General features: G+C 62.1%; 16 protein-coding genes. 1 reads left to right on the top strand and 15 read right to left on the bottom strand.

Annotation, left to right across the window (positions count from 1 at the left end; all coding sequences use genetic code 11):
- Nucleotides 1-9: 9 nt before the first annotated feature.
- From EPN33_04220 to EPN33_04180, 9 genes are all read right to left on the bottom strand, one after another.
- Nucleotides 10-456, bottom strand: a complete 447-nt coding sequence (locus tag EPN33_04220) for a biopolymer transporter ExbD (protein TAN24031.1) — start codon at nucleotides 454-456, stop codon at nucleotides 10-12.
- A gap of 66 nt (nucleotides 457-522) precedes the next feature.
- A complete protein-coding gene (locus EPN33_04215) occupies nucleotides 523-1,173 on the bottom strand; it encodes a flagellar motor protein MotA (protein ID TAN24095.1) in 651 nt (216 codons plus the stop codon).
- Between the two features lie 143 nt (nucleotides 1,174-1,316).
- Complete coding sequence (locus EPN33_04210) at nucleotides 1,317-2,030, bottom strand: energy transducer TonB (GenBank protein TAN24030.1); 714 nt, start codon at nucleotides 2,028-2,030, stop codon at nucleotides 1,317-1,319.
- Nucleotides 2,031-2,057: 27 nt separating this feature from the next.
- Nucleotides 2,058-3,305, bottom strand: coding sequence for a protein translocase subunit SecF (secF, locus tag EPN33_04205; protein TAN24029.1), 1,248 nt, complete (start codon nucleotides 3,303-3,305; stop codon nucleotides 2,058-2,060).
- Between the two features lie 193 nt (nucleotides 3,306-3,498).
- Nucleotides 3,499-5,127 carry a protein translocase subunit SecD gene (secD, locus tag EPN33_04200; protein ID TAN24028.1) on the bottom strand — a complete coding sequence of 543 codons (1,629 nt, stop codon included), beginning with the start codon at nucleotides 5,125-5,127 and terminating at the stop codon, nucleotides 3,499-3,501.
- Between the two features lie 7 nt (nucleotides 5,128-5,134).
- Complete coding sequence (yajC, locus tag EPN33_04195) at nucleotides 5,135-5,491, bottom strand: preprotein translocase subunit YajC (GenBank protein TAN24027.1); 357 nt, start codon at nucleotides 5,489-5,491, stop codon at nucleotides 5,135-5,137.
- 148 nt (nucleotides 5,492-5,639) lie between these two features.
- Nucleotides 5,640-6,761, bottom strand: a complete 1,122-nt coding sequence (locus EPN33_04190; GenBank protein TAN24026.1) for a tRNA guanosine(34) transglycosylase Tgt — start codon at nucleotides 6,759-6,761, stop codon at nucleotides 5,640-5,642.
- A 3-nt stretch (nucleotides 6,762-6,764) separates the two neighbouring features.
- Entirely contained in the window at nucleotides 6,765-7,541 is a 777-nt protein-coding gene (locus EPN33_04185; protein TAN24025.1) for a hypothetical protein, read from the bottom strand.
- Nucleotides 7,541-8,614: an abhydrolase domain-containing 18 gene (locus tag EPN33_04180; GenBank protein ID TAN24024.1), complete on the bottom strand. Its 1,074-nt coding sequence runs from the start codon at nucleotides 8,612-8,614 to the stop codon at nucleotides 7,541-7,543. The genes EPN33_04185 and EPN33_04180 overlap by 1 nt, the downstream gene beginning before the upstream one ends.
- Nucleotides 8,615-8,733: 119 nt before the next feature.
- Between EPN33_04180 and EPN33_04175 the strand changes: the two genes are divergently transcribed.
- A complete protein-coding gene (locus EPN33_04175) occupies nucleotides 8,734-9,657 on the top strand; it encodes a BON domain-containing protein (protein TAN24023.1) in 924 nt (307 codons plus the stop codon).
- A gap of 286 nt (nucleotides 9,658-9,943) precedes the next feature.
- On the opposite strand, the gene EPN33_04170 is transcribed toward EPN33_04175, so the two are convergent.
- The 6 genes from EPN33_04170 to EPN33_04145 form a co-directional block, all read right to left on the bottom strand.
- Complete coding sequence (locus tag EPN33_04170; protein ID TAN24022.1) at nucleotides 9,944-11,005, bottom strand: tetratricopeptide repeat protein; 1,062 nt, start codon at nucleotides 11,003-11,005, stop codon at nucleotides 9,944-9,946.
- Entirely contained in the window at nucleotides 11,002-11,679 is a 678-nt protein-coding gene (queC, locus tag EPN33_04165) for a 7-cyano-7-deazaguanine synthase QueC (protein TAN24021.1), read from the bottom strand. Before queC ends, EPN33_04170 begins: the two co-directional genes overlap by 4 nt.
- Complete coding sequence (locus EPN33_04160) at nucleotides 11,676-12,359, bottom strand: radical SAM protein (GenBank protein ID TAN24020.1); 684 nt, start codon at nucleotides 12,357-12,359, stop codon at nucleotides 11,676-11,678. The genes queC and EPN33_04160 overlap by 4 nt, the downstream gene beginning before the upstream one ends.
- Entirely contained in the window at nucleotides 12,359-12,736 is a 378-nt protein-coding gene (gene queD / locus EPN33_04155; GenBank protein TAN24019.1) for a 6-carboxytetrahydropterin synthase QueD, read from the bottom strand. Before queD ends, EPN33_04160 begins: the two co-directional genes overlap by 1 nt.
- A 508-nt stretch (nucleotides 12,737-13,244) precedes the next feature.
- Nucleotides 13,245-14,027 carry an SPOR domain-containing protein gene (locus tag EPN33_04150; protein TAN24018.1) on the bottom strand — a complete coding sequence of 261 codons (783 nt, stop codon included), beginning with the start codon at nucleotides 14,025-14,027 and terminating at the stop codon, nucleotides 13,245-13,247.
- Nucleotides 14,024-14,812: a slipin family protein gene (locus EPN33_04145; GenBank protein ID TAN24017.1), complete on the bottom strand. Its 789-nt coding sequence runs from the start codon at nucleotides 14,810-14,812 to the stop codon at nucleotides 14,024-14,026. The genes EPN33_04150 and EPN33_04145 overlap by 4 nt, the downstream gene beginning before the upstream one ends.
- Nucleotides 14,813-14,819 lie beyond the last annotated feature (7 nt).

Raw genomic sequence — 14,819 nt, 5'->3', positions numbered from 1 at the left:
ACTCCTCTCCTACTGCCCCAGCATGCTGGGCGGCAGGTTAGCTTTATCGACTTTTTGCGTTTCCAGCGCGATGTTCTGTACCCCGGCGGAGCGAATATCGTCCACCACGTTGGCGACCACCAGGAACTGTGCGGCTTTGTCGGCCTTGACGAAGACGATCTTGTCGAGCTGATTCTTCAGGTCCTGCTGGATCTGATCGCTCAGTTGGGCGCCGCCGATTTCATTGTTGCCCAGGAAGATGCGGCCATCGTGGCTGACGGCCACGACCACCGCATTGTCCTTGTCAGCGTTCGGCAAGGTCATCGGGTTCACCGCCTGCGCCAATTGCACCTGCGTACCCTGCTTCATCATGGGCGTGATGACCATAAAGATGATCAGCAGCACCAGCATCACGTCGCACAGCGGCGTGACGTTAATGTCGCTGCTCATACTTTGTTCTTTTGCGTGCCAAGCCATTGGGTTTCCTCCTTTGCTCTAGGCGCGTCGGCCAGCGAACGGAACGTCCGTCCGCTGGCCGGCGTGTTACTTGCGTGCCGTGGTGCGGCCCATCTGCTTGAGGAAGTAATCGAGCAGCTCGCTGCCGGAGTTGTCCATCTCGATATCGAACGCATCCACCTTGCCGCTGAAGTAGTTGTAGGCCCAGACGGCGGGGATGGCGACGATCAGACCGATAGCGGTGGTGACCAGAGCTTCGGAAATACCGCCGGCGACGGCGCTCAGACCGGTGGTCTTCTCGACGCTGATGCTGGTAAAGGCGTCGATAATACCGAGCACGGTGCCGAACAGTCCGACGAACGGAGCCGTCGCACCCACCGTGGCCAGCATGCCGAGGCCGCGTTTGAGCTCGTTGTGCTCAATCGCCTGGGCGCGAGACAGGGCGCGCTGGGAGGCTTCGATTTCGTCACCGCTGATTTCCGTGGTGCCCTGATGCGCCTGGAATTCACCCAAGCCAGCACTGACCACCTTGGCCAAGTGACTCTTCTTGTGGACTTCGGCGACCTTGATGGCTTCATCGAGGCGGCCCTGCTTGAGGGCGCCGGCCACCTTGGGGGCGAAGACGCGGGATTCCTTTTTGGCGCTTTGATAGCGCAGATAGCGGTCGACCATGACGGCGATGGAGAGCACCGACATGATGAAGAGCACGATGACGACGGCGCGGGCCGGCCAGCCCATAGTGCGCCACATGCCGAGGGCGCCGGATTGCATTTCGCCGCTTTGCAGCCACATGAACATTGCGTAAAGCATGAGGGTCAGTTTCCTTTCGGACGTTTGAAATTAAAGTCTGTCGGTCTTACGGTCTGTCGGTCTGTCAGACGCTAACCACCGAGGTTAAAGTTCACGGTAATGGTCGTAGTCACTTCCATCGCCTGGCCGTTCAGAGTCAGAGGGTGGTAGCGCCACTGCAGCACCGCATCTTTGGCCGCGCCCACGAGCATGGCGTTGCCACTGAGGACTTGCAACGATTTCACCCGTCCGTCCTTGCCGATGAGGGCCTGCAGGACCACCGAACCTTGAATGTGAGCTTGACGGGCAATGGGCGGATACTGCGGCGTGGGACAGCTTATACAAAGCGCGGCCTGTACGTCACCGCCGACGGGAATCGGTTTGGACGGTGGAGGCGGTGGCGGCGGCGCGGCCGCGGTGTGGATCAAGCCGCTAAGGACGGAGCTGGGCGGGCCGGACAGCTCGGCCGAGGTGACCGGCGGGGGCGCGCCTTGGTCGACGATGTGGGCGATGTTCTCGGGAATTTTGCGTGGCGCGATGAGCTGATTGTTGGTGTTGACTACGCTGACCAGCCGGTGCACTACGATTTTCGGCATGGGAGGAGGAGGAGGAGGGGGAGGAGGAGGAGGCGGCGGCGCGTTGAGAAAGGCCGTCATGGAGGAGGCCGGCAGCACGTTGTAGTAGATCAGTGGAACGATCGCCACAATCGCCAGGACGACCACCTCGACCACCAGGGTGGCCAACATGGTCAGCGTCTTTTTGGTGCTGGCCTTGCGCGTGGTCTCGACCAAACTTTGTTCGAACATGAGTTCCCCCTGCGGCCCCTGCCGCGGTTAACGCCCCACTTTTTCCAGCTTGCGGCCCACAGGCGCAGCGCTGCGCGAGCCACTCAAGGCAGCGGCACGCAGCGGACGCTGCCGGCGATTGCGCCATTCGATGTAAGCCACCATCATCGGCGCCGCCACCGCAATCGAAGAATACGTACCCACTAAAATACCGAACGTCATACAGAAACTAAAACCGCGCAACGCCTGACCGCCCAGGACCAGCAATGCCAGCACGGACAGGAAGGTCAAACCGGAGGTCAGCACGGTCCGGCTCAAGGTCTGATTAATACTGCGATTGACGATATTCGGCAACCTGTCACGCCGCATGATGGGCAGGTTCTCCCGCACGCGGTCGAAGACGACGATGGTGTCGTTCATGGAGTAGCCGATCAAGGTCAAAAATGCCGCCACAACCGTCAAGTCAATGGGTAGCCGGACCAGCGCAAACATGCCAAGCGTGATCAGCACATCATGAAATACGGCTACCACTGCCGCCAAACCATAAATGAACTCGAAGCGGAATGCAATATAAATCAGCATCGCCGCCAGAGAATAGAGCACGGCGCGCAGCGCCTGGCCGCGCAACTGCGAGCCCACCTGCGGACCGATGATGCTGGTGGAGCGCACGGAAAAGGGCGCGAGGAAGAAACTCTGGCTGGCCTGCTGCGCGATTTGCGGACTGCCGGGCGCGACGGCCAGCGCGTTGAAGCTGGGCAGCAGGCCGCCGTACTGCTTATCGCGGCGGGTCGAGAGCAGCTCGGTAGCCAGCGCCTGATAGCGGGTCTGCGCGGCTTGCTCGCCGAGGCCGATATAGCCGTAGGGGTCCTTCTGCATAAGCCAGGCGGTGAAGGAAGACACGCCGACGTTGTTCAAGTCCTGCTTGCCCTGGGCGTTGACGTCCAGGACCCCGTAGAGAATGCCGAGGATATCGTCCTTGCTTTTTTCCAGGTCAGCCTGGTTGAGCGAAGAGAGCGGTGAAGAGATCAGGATTTCATCCGAACCGGCGCGACCGACGGGCTCGATGGTCACCTGGCCGAGCTTGGCGGCGCCCAAGGCGCTACGAATTTTGGCAGTGGGCACAGTTTGGCTGAACTTGATGTCCATTTCCGTGCCGCCTGTAAAATCGGTCCCCATAACCGGTCCGTGGTGGATCGCCAGCGCAACCATGCCAATCACGAACAGAACCATGGTTACGGTGAGGAAATACCACTTCTTCCCCAGAAAATCGATGTCAGTTTCGCGAAAAAATTCCATTTCCAGCCCTTAAATATTCCAAGCGCTAGCGCGCTCGCCCGGAGTGGGCTGGTGAGTTGCCCTCACCACCTTCTGACCCCGAGCGGGTGTAATTTGTTCCCTGCCTCTGCGTACCAAGGCGATCAGCCATCAGCGATCAGCTTGCTGCAGCCCTGTGCCGGCTGCATTGCTGACCGCTGAGAGCCGCTGGGCTTTATCCGATACTCAATTTCGCTCCTCGCACCCCTTGCTGGCGCATGAGCACGTAATCGAAGATCACGCGCGAAATGTAAACAGCGGTGAACAGGTTGGCGAGCAGACCGGCAATCAGGGTGACGGCAAATCCCTTAATGGGTCCGGTACCAAACAAAAACAAGAAGACGGCGCTCACGATGGTGGTGACGTGGGTATCCAGAATCGTGATGAAGGCCTGGCGGAAGCCAATGTCGACGGAAGCAGGCACACTTTTGCCATGGCGCATCTCCTCACGTATTCGTTCGAAGATGAGGACGTTGGCGTCGACGGCCATACCGATGGTCAAGATGATGCCGGCAATGCCGGGTAATGTGAGTGTGGCGTTGGTGACGGCCATGAAGGCCATCAGGATGACCAGGTTCAACACCAGCGCGACGACAGCGTTGATGCCGGCGCCGTGATAGTAGACCAGCATGAAGCCGGCGACGAGCAAGAAGCCCACCAGGGCCGCGAGCACGCCTTCGCGAATGGAATCGGCACCCAAGGACGGCCCGACGGACTCATCGTCAATGTAGCTGATGCTGGCAGGCAAAGCGCCGGAGCGCAAAATGAGCGCCAGATCGTTCGCTTGCTGCTGGCTGAAGCTGCCGGTAATCTGCCCCTGATCGTCGATCCGCTGCTGAATGGTGGCGTATTCCTGCACCTTGTTGTCGAGCACCACCGCAAGGGGCTGGTTGATATGGGCAGCGGTGAAGTTGCCAAAACGTCTGCCAGCGGCGGTAGTGAGGGTGAAGTTGACGTCGATGCGGCCAGACTGATCCACGCCGGGTTGAGCGTCGCGCAAATCGCTGCCACTCACCGGGGAAGAACGGGAGACCACATACCATTCCCCGCTGGTGGAGTTGGAAGCGCCGCCGATGTTTTTGCCGGGCAGGATCACGCTGTCTTCGGGCAGAATGCCGCCGTACTGCGCGCGGGCGGCAGCGGCGCTGGGAAAGGGGCCGGCCATGCCGAGGCGGAACTGCAACTGTGCGGTCTCCTGCATGACTTCCTTGACGCGCGCTGAATCGGTGATGCCGGGTAGCTGGACCAGGATCTGGTAAGCGCCCAGGCCGTGGGCCTGCACGGTCGGTTGGGTGACGCCGAGCGCGTCGATGCGGTTGCTGATGGTTTCAATCGACTGGGTGAGGGCACGGCTGCGGATTTGCGCCGCAGCCGCAGAATTGAGATCCATGGTATAGGCACCGTTGCCGGCGTGGGTGACGGTGTAGTCGGAGCCGAGGTCGGTCTGGACGAGGTTGTTGAAGTCACCGGCGTGGCGCTCGTCGAGACCGGTGAGCTGAAGACGCTGGGGCTGGCCCTGCGGGTCGGGCTGGACGAGCGCCGCAAAGGCGATGCCGTGACTGGTGAGGTCGGAGCGCAGCCGCTGCATGGCCTGCGAGGTTTCGGCGCGCACCGCATCGTCGGCATGCACCTGGAGGATGAGGTGGGTGCCGCCCTGCAGGTCGAGACCGAGATGGACGCGGCTGACGATGGATTGCTTCCAGGCCGACCAGCCGAGGCCATTGGGGATGCCGGTGACGGCGAGAATGCAGATCACCACCACGACCACGATGAACACTGATTTCCAGAGCAGAATCTTCTTCATGAAAGTCCTACGGCTTGGCCCCACTGCTGCGGCCGCTGCCGGCGTTTTCGCCGGAAATTACCTGAGCGACGGCCGAGCGCACGAATTCGAGCTTGATCTGATCGGGGGCGCAGCGCAACTGTACGCTGTCGTCCTTGATGCTGATGATGCGGCCGCGAATGCCGCCGGAGGTGATGACCTCATCGCCGGTTTTGAGCGCCTGGTGCATTTGCCGCACCTTCTTCTGCCGCCGCTGCACGGGCATGATGAGCAGGAAATAGAAGATGGCAAAGACCACCAGGATCATCAACAGGCCGATGCCGCCGCCGGCGGCAGACGACGAGGCCTGCGCCCAGAAGGCCGGGAAAAGGGCAGGGACGCCCATACTGCACCATGCAAAAAGCACTCTTAGATTCGACTCCAATCGGCCGGGTTGTTACTACTAGGTAGGGATCTCCCCAAAGTCGATAGCATGGCGGAGTTGGCGAGTGATGTCAAGGACTTGGAGGGCTTAAGCTCAGCGGATCAGCGGGTCAGCTTGTCAGCGGGCCTGCCGCAGCGGAGGGTGACGGCGGGGCGCTGAGGGGCTGGCGGAGCTGGCGCATGGTTTCCAGATAGAAGTGGAGGTTGTGGTGGGTGAGCAGGATGCTGGCCAGAATTTCGCCGGTGCGGACCAGATGGCGGAGGTAGGCGCGGGAGTAACGGACACAGGTGGAGCAGGCACAGGCGGCATCGAGGGGGGCTTGGTCTTCGGCATACTGGGCGTTGCGGATGACGACAGGGCCGGCTGAGGTGAAAGCCAGGCCGTTGCGGGCATTGCGGGTGGGTAGCACGCAGTCAAACATATCCACCCCCATGGCTACGTAGCGGCGCAGCTCGTCGGGCGTGCCCACACCCATCAGGTAACGTGGCTTGTCGGTGGGCAGGCGCTCCAGGGCGGCGGCGACGGCGGTTTCGCTGAGCTCGCGTGGCTCGCCGACGGAAACGCCGCCAATGGCATAACCCGGGAAATCCATGGCGACCAGGCGGTCGGCGGCCTCACGCCGGAGTTCGGGATACATGCCGCCCTGGACGATGCCGAAAAGAATGCCAGGGGTCAGGGGCCAGGGGCCGGGGGTAAGGGAGTGCAGCCAGGCGGAGCGGGAGCGATCTGCCCAGCGGAGGGTGCGTTCGAGGGAGGCGCGGGTTTGGTCGAGGGTGGCGGGGTAAGGGGTGCAGTCGTCAAAGGCCATGCGAATGTCGCTGCCGAGGGAGGCCTGAATGTCCATGGCCAGCTCGGGGGTGAGCTGATGCAGGCTGCCGTCGAGATGGGAGCGGAATTCGACCCCGGCTTCGCTGATCTTGCCCTTGAGGCTGAAGACCTGAAAGCCGCCGCTATCGGTGAGGATGGGGTGGGGCCAGGCGGCGAAACGGTGCAGGCCGCCGAGGCGCTGGATGCGCTCGTGACCGGGGCGGAGGTAAAGGTGATAGGTATTGGCGAGGATGATTTCCGCGCCCAGTGATTCGAGGTCGTTCTGGGGGATGGCTTTGACCGTGGCACGCGTGCCGACCGGCATGAAGCAGGGCGTCTCGACCGTACCGTGCGGCGTGTGCAGGCGACCGCGGCGGGCTCCGCCCGCCGCACCCGACAACAGCTCAAAGCGGAATCCGGTCACAGCCTAAAACAGCGAGGCGAGTCCGGAACTCGCCAGAATATAGAGCAGCCAGAGCACCACCACCACGCTCAGGCCACTGCCGGTCCTGCCCTTCTTGCCGCCCAGCTTCCCCAGCCCGATCCCGAGCAGAATCATGGTCCAGATGCCGAATATGCCGATGTGGCTACCGAGGGCATATAGGAACTTGGACGTCGTGCTGGGGTCGAAGAAATACCCGATGTTCGTGCCCACCAGATTTTTGATTTGCAAACTGGAGGGCGTCGCGCTTAACGCAATCACGATGATGGCGACGACGGTATACAACGTCATCACGAGAAACGCGTAGCTCACCATCGCCAGCGCCTGTTTGTAACTGGCCTCGTAGCCTAACAGGAGGTTGGCCAGACCCAGGAAAATGCCACCCAAAATCAGAAGGACGACGATGGACCAGACTGGGGCCGCATAAAAGCTGACGCGCAGCCCCACCGCCGCAATCGCCAGGCTGTGCTGCTGCGCGGCGGGCGACATGGCCTGGGTAGCGGGATTTTGCATCATCGCCTGGCGGGCCATGGCATACACGCCGACGCGCTGGATCATCAGGAAGCCGAAGATCTCGGCCGCCACGATCTGGACGCACCAGGCGAGGATGAAGTGCGGGTCGCGGGCGAGTTCGGCAAAGGTGGCGCCAGGCGAGGTGAAAACGGAGAACAAGCGCGACAGCGAAGTCGATTTGGGCGCAGGCGCAGTGGCCTGGCCAGCGGCAAGCGGCGCTTCCGGCGTCATCTGCGAATAGTAGCCCACTACATGTGCTTCTGCAAGAAGCGGGTGAGGAACCAGCCATCGGCGAATTTGAAGGGAACGCGGCCGATGGTGTAATGGCCGCAGGGCAGGCAATGGGCCTCATGGTCGAGGCCGAGGCGCTGAAAATCGGCGACCACCTGGCGCGAAAATTCAGGCAGGAAGCAGGGGTCGTAGCGGGTCCAGAGCAGGAGGCTTTTTTTGGGCGCCTGGCGGCTGGTCGCAGCGAAGCGGTCAAGATAGCTGGCGGGCGAAATGACGCGCCAGGCTTCGCGCAACTCAGGCTGCGCGATGTAAGGCTCAAGACTTTGGCGGACGTGATAGGTGGCGAGGCCGGTCCAGACGACATCGCCGAAATACTGCGAGATGTGGTTGAAGCCGTTGACGCGCAGGCGCGGATCGTGGGCGCTGGCGAGGAGGGCGTAACAGGAGCCGAGGCTGGTGCCGACGACGCCGAGGGAGTCGTAGCCTTGCTGTTCGAGCCAGTCCAGGGAGGCACGGATGTCGACCACCGCCTGGCGCGCCGCGTGGATGACGCGGCCGATATTGGCATCCACGGTGTACTCCGCACGCCGGGTTGCGGCGGGCATACGGACATCGTGGTAGGGCATGCTGACACGCAGGGTGCTGACCCCGGCTCTTTGAAACATGCGGCTGAGACCGATGTGACTGCCAGCGTCTGCGTTCCATTGGGCAATTACGACCACAGCGCTCCGGCGGTGCGCCATTCCAGCGACCGCGGCGGGAAACCAGTGGGCAACCACATCGCGGTTTTCCGGCCAGGGAGTTTCAACCGGCGAAGGAAAACGCAGCACGCCCTCCTGCAGGGCGTAATCACGCACCGGTTCGTAGGCGAAAAATTGGTCGCTGGCGGCGAGGACGCGCTGATTCCAGGCACGCAACCGGGGGATGACCTCGGCCGGAGAGGCGTCGGCGGGCCAGTCGGGGAGGCCGTTCATGGGAGTGCGGCGGAGCCATTCTGCGCCCCAGGCAAAAGGGGTGACGCGGCGATTCTGGTCGACGCGGTTCAGGCGGCGCTCCCAGCGGGAAATGAGGTGAGCGTAAGGTCCAGACATTGGATAAGGCCAGTTTGGCACGTGACATGCAGGGGGTACAAGGGAGTGTTCCGTTTTCAGTTCTCGGCGTTCAGTTCGGACTAAGATAGGCCGAGTAGTTTTTACCGTATGGAGGGGAAATGAGGTCACGAAACCTAGTTGCAATTGGGGCTACGGTGCTGATGACAATGGCACTGGCAGCCTGCTCGAAGAGCAGTGCGGGCACGCAAGATGCAGCCATCACACAGGCGGTTGAGAACAAGCTCAACGCCGACCCGAGCCTGCAAGGCGACAACATTAAGGCATCGACAGAAAATGGGGTGGTCACGCTGACGGGCAGCGTGAGCAGCAACGCTGCACGCGCCGCCGCGGCCAAAGACGCGCAGGTGCAGGGCGTGACGGAAGTAAGCAACGAGATTGCCACCACCACGGCGGTGGGCAATACGCCCGCCGCCAGTGGCAATCAACCGTCCACGAGCCGGCGGCGAGCCGCGTCTGGAAGTGAGCCGCCAGCGGCTCCGGCAGCTCCGGCGCCACCGGCCACGGTGGAGTTGTCGGCGGGGCGCGTGCTGGCGGTGCGGCTGGGGCAACCGCTCAGCTCGAAGACGGCGCAGGCGGGGCAGACCTGGCAAGGCACGGTTTCTGCGCCCGTGCGCATGGATGGGCAGGTAGTGGTTCCGCAGGGGGCGGCGGTGAGCGGGACGATTGTCGCTGCCGATTCGGCCGGCCACTTCAAAGGACGGTCGCGATTGGTGCTGCGGCTTACCGAGCTGCAATTCAACGGCGAAAGCTATGATCTGGCCAGCAGAGAACGGGTTTTTCAGACGACCTCGCGCGGTAATACGACGGCGCAGCGTGTCGGTATTGGCGCGGCGATCGGCGGCGTGATCGGCGCCATCGCCGGCGGCGGCAAAGGCGCGGCCATTGGTGCCGGCGCCGGCGCGGGCACCGGAACCGCAGTGCAGGCGTTCACCAACGCGCCGGAAGTCAACCTGGCGGCAGAGACGGTGCTGGACTTCACGCTCTCGGCGCCGGTGAAGGTCGTGCCGGCGGCCGGCAACTAGCGGGTCAGCAATTTAGCAGATGAGCAAAACGCCAGCCCGTGAGGGCTGGCGTTTTTTCTGCCCGCCATTCTGGTGCTGGCCAGCGGCTGCACTCTTGGCTTGCTAGCAACTCGGGCATGCGGCGTTTCGACACCGCCGAACGGCGACCCCGCCTGCCACAGCGGGGACCACGGTCCGGACTCCGACTTCGACATCGAGCCCGCCGCGTGATCGGGCTCGCGATGATTTACAGAAACGGAAAACGCCAGCCCGCGAGGGCTGGCGTTTTGCTGATCGGCTGAGCCGCTTACTCGCCGCCGCCGATTTGCTGGAGGACGGCCTTGGCAGTCGCCGCCTGCTGGCTGCTGGGAGCAAGGGAAATGACCTTCTGCATGGCTTCTTTGGTGCCGGGCAGAGGAATCATCTTGTTGGTTTTGGGATCGGTCTTGGCTTGGCCAAGCAGGCTCATGCCCTTGTAGTACCAGGCGTTGACGTCGCTGGGATCCATGCTCAGGACCTTGGTGAAGGCGGCGGCCGCGCCTTCGAGGTTGTTCTTGTTCATGAGCACGACGCCTTCGTTGTAGATCGCCAGCTTGGCCTGGGTGGGGTCCATTTGGGCAGCCTTGTTGAAGGCCGCGTTGGCGCCGGCGGTGTCGCCGGATTCAGCCAGGACAGAACCAAGGTTGATCTGGTAGCCGGCGTCGGTGGGTTTGAGGGCGATGGCTTTTTGGTAGGCGCCGGCGGCCTCTTTGTACTGCTTGGCGGCGGCATAATCTTCGGCCAAATTGGCGAAGAGAATGTCGTGCTTCTGATCGATGGCGACAGCTTTCTGCATGACCGCAATCGCCTGATCGTACTGCTTGGCCTCGTAGAACTGCTTGTTCTGCGCCAGCAGGGTGTTGAGCTGGCCCATCTTGGCGTTTTTGGCCTCGGCTTCTTTCTTGCGCGCGGCGAAGGCGGCCGCTTCTTCCGTGGACATGCCCTTCGGCGGCGGACCGCCGTTGATGGCTGCGGCAATCACGGCAAGGTTGACGTGAGCATTGAGCATTTTGCCGGCCACCGCCTTGATATCATCCTGGACTTTTATATCCTGGCCGGTCTCGGCGACCACGCTCATGCTGTAGGTTCCGGCCGGCACACGGTCATCTTCGAACTGGCCTTTTTTGTCGGTCGTGAGCTTGATGGTGCCCTTCGCGTCGGCGCGGGTGAAGGTCACCTTCGCGTTGGGAAAGGGCTTGTTGTTGAGGCCGATAATGGTGCCCTTGAAGCCGGCGAACTGCTGCGCCGCGAGCGGCAGCGTCATCAGCGCGCCCAGCAGCGCCACGCCTGTGATGAGGCTGAAACGTTGCAGATATTTCATAATTGTCATTCCTCCACGGTGACCGCGTAGGCGGCCGGATCGCTTGCCCCAGCTTGGCGGAACGCGCGGCGGCGCAACCGGCAACTATCACAGCGCCCACAAGCCCGGCCGGCATTCTGGTAACAGGACCAAGATAATGGAAATGGGGCATGCAGTTCAAGTCCGAGGCGCACGATGTCGGCTTTGCCCATGTGCAGCAAGGGCGTCGCGATGCGGATATCGCCGCTTTTCGTGCCGACGCGCAAAAGCTCATTGAAGGCGGCGTAGTACTCGGGACGGCAATCGGGGTAGCCGGAACTGTCGGGCGCGACGGCGCCGATGATCACAATCCCGGCACCCAGGGTTTCAGCCCAGGAGACGCCGGCAGCAAGGAAATGCGCGTTGCGGAAGGGCACATAGGTAATCGGGATTACCGATGGATCCACTCCAGCTTCGGGCACCGGCAGCGACGCGTCGGTTAGAGCCGAACCACCAATTTGGCGAAAGAGTTCGGTGGTGACGATCAGGCGGCGCGTGATGCCGTAGTAGTCGGCCATGGCGATAAAGGCTTCGCGCTCGCGCGCCTGGGTGCGCTGACCATAATCAAAATGCAGCACGGCGGGGTCGTAATCGCGCACGGCGAGCGCCAAGCAGACGCAGCTATCCATGCCGCCACTGAGACAGACCACCGCGGCCGGTTTCATACCCCGCGCCTCGCTGGGTCCCAGATGAACTTGTGGATTTGCAGGCTCAGGCGCACCGGCAGGCCATCGCGCAATATCCAGCCAGCCAGCGTTTCCGGATCGAGCACGCACTGCGAGCTGCTGCGCGCGCCGCTAGCGTCTTTGCGGAAGGCAGGCGAAAACAGAAGCGCAGGAGGACCAGAGACGAGCTGATGGCGCGCGATGAAGTCGCGAGCGAAATTGTAGTCGGCTTCATCGCTGAGGACAAACTTGAGTTCGTCCCACGGTCGCAGCAGCTTGAGATTACTCTCACGGAAGGAACCGGCTTCGCCGCTGGCCGGGCACTTTACGTCGACGATTTTGATGACCGCGGGCGGAACCGGGCTGAGATCGCGCTCGCCGCTGGTTTCGATCAGGACGGTATAGCTAGCGGCCAAGAGTGCCTCGGCCAAGGCTTTGACAGCGGGCGCCTGCAGTAGCGGCTCACCACCGGTAATTTCGACCCGGCGGCAGGGGTAGGCGCGCACGGCCTCGAGCACTTCGGTCAGATCCATGCGCCGCCCGCCGTGAAAGCTGTATTCGGTATCACACCAAGTGCAGCGCAAATTGCAACCGGTAAGGCGGACGAAAACGCAGGGCAGCCCGGCATGGCTCGATTCGCCCTGCAGCGAATGAAAAATCTCAGTGATTTGGAGGTTCATCACTCGCCGTTGTAAACGGCCGCCGTGGTATCGGTTTCAAACACCGTTACAGATTCCACCACGACACCTTCGGCGTTGCCGGTGAGGCTCTTTTGCAGGCGTTCAAAGAGTTCACGCGCCATATTTTCGGCGGAAGGGTTTTGCTCGCGGAAGGGTTCGAGGTCGTTCAGGTACTGGTGGTCCCACTGCTCGGTTTCGCGGCGGATGAAGCCCTTGAGGTCTTTGAAGTCATACAAAAGGCCGATGCCGTTCAGACGCGGACCTTGCAGCCGGACGCGTACACGATAGTTGTGGCCGTGGGGATTCTCGCATTTGCCGCGATAGCCGCGCAGCGCATGACCGGAGGAAAAGGTCTCTTCGACGGAGATGGAGAACATGGAGGTTTACAGTTAACAGTTTACAGTTTACAGGTGGGCGGGCCACGCCGCGCGCGGTTGCCGCATCCAGCCAAGGATGGAGCGCTGGCAGAGGAACTTGCTGATTGCGGCGACGGGGGTAGTTGCCGCGGCCCTGATCGAGGCGGCGGCGGGCGCCAAAAGGAAGCGGATGGAGAGTATCGGCCGCTGTCTGCTGGCTGGCGGGGTAGCGTTTGTCTATGCGCAGCTCACACCGCCAGAACACTGGGGGGCGCGATCCGGGGCTACGTTTGCTCAACTTCCGTGGATCGCCAGGTTGGAAGCGAATCTGGGCGGCACGCGGCCGCTCGAGCTGGCGGCGTGGGGAGGGTTGACAGGAGCGCTTTTGAGGTTGCTGCGGTAAAAAGTTTTCAGTCGTTAGTCATCAGTAATCAGTCATCCATCACGGCGGCGAACCCCGTGCACCGCGCTGAGCCGGTGGCCTACGGGTTGCGAACTGAAAACTGATGACTGAGAACCGATTACTGCTTCACTGTCCGATGCGGAGGACGGCTTGGTAGCCGTCGGCACGGAGGCGGGCGCGCATGGCTTCGGCTTCGGCACGGGTGAGATAGGGGCCGACTTCGACGCGATAAAGACTGTTGCCGCTGCCGGAAGCGGGTGAGATAACCGAAGCCGGATAGCCGCGGGTTTGCAGCGCCGAGGCCAGGCTGCCGGCGTCGCTCGACGTGCCGGCAAAGACCTGAACCGCAAAAACTTGAGAGCCGCTGGCATTTGCAGGCGTGGGAGTTGTGGAAGAGATGGTCTTGGGAGCGGGGAGCTTCGTTAATCCGCCGGCGGCGGGAGGAGCAATGTTACGGGTCGCGGCGAGATTGGGGGCTGAGTTGGCGGCCGTGGCCGTAGCGGTGGGCGTTGGGGTGGGTTGCGATGCCGAGGAGTTCGAGGGGCTGACGGAAGCCGGGGCATCGACGCCGGTGGGGGTGGCCATCGTGCCCGTGCTGGAGGAAGCGTTGGTCAGGGTGGCGGGTGTCTGATTGGTTTCGGCCGCACCCAGTTGTTGCGGGTTGGGTGGTTGCACACCGGGAGCGATGGGACTCGCCATAGCGCGAGCGGAGGGCGGCTTCGCGGCGCCCAGGGTAAACGTTGCGGGAATGGTGTGCTCGCCGATGGTGTAGCCGAAGGCAAAGAACAGGCCGCAGACGATTGCCAAGGCGAAGAACGCAGCCAGTAAAGATTTGGTGCCCATTTCAAACTGATATTGCGGCTTCGGCTTGTGGGGCTCGCGTTCGTAGCGCTGTGCGGCGGGTTTCATGGATTGGAGGACCCTGACCCGCCTGGCACGGTCTTAGTTCCCGGACGCGCCTGCATGAAGACATCGATCAAATCGAGGGGCAGGGGGAACACGACGGTCGTATTTTTATCCGAACCGATCTCGAGCAAAGTCTGGAGATAGCGCAACTGCAGGGCGATGGGCTCGCTGGCAATGATGGCGGCAGCTTCCGACAGCCGCGAGGCAGCTTCGTACTCGCCATCGGCGTGGATAATCTTGGCGCGCTTTTCGCGCTCGGCTTCCGCCTGGCGGGCGATGGCGCGCTGCATGGACTCGGGCAGGTCGACGGCCTTGATGACCACGTCGGTAACCTTCACGCCCCAGGGTTCGGTGCGCTCGTCGAGGATGCTTTGCAGGCGGGCATTCAGCTTTTCACGGCTGGAGAGCAAGTCGTCGAACTCCACTTCGCCGAGAACCGCGCGCAGTGTGGTCTGCGCGAACTGCGAACTGGCGAAGCGGAAATTGCGGACTTCGATGACGGCCTTTTCCGGATCGATCACCTTGTAATAGACGACCGCGGTGACCGTACAGGTGACGTTGTCATGGGTGATTACGTCCTGTGGCGGGACATCGAGGGTGTCGATCTGCAGCGAGATGCGAACGAGGCGATCGATGATGGGAAAAATCAGGACCACACCGGGCCCTTTGGGCGCGCCCAGAACCCGGCCCAAGCGGAACACGACGCCGCGCTCATACTCCGCCAGCACCTTGATGGCGGAGAGCAGGAAGAGCACAACGATGATAATGACAACGATGATTCCAGCCATCAGGACC

The organism is Acidobacteriota bacterium, assembly GCA_004299485.1.
Classification (GTDB): domain Bacteria; phylum Acidobacteriota; class Terriglobia; order Terriglobales; family SCQP01; genus SCQP01.
This window is presented reverse-complemented; position numbering and strand designations above follow the sequence as displayed.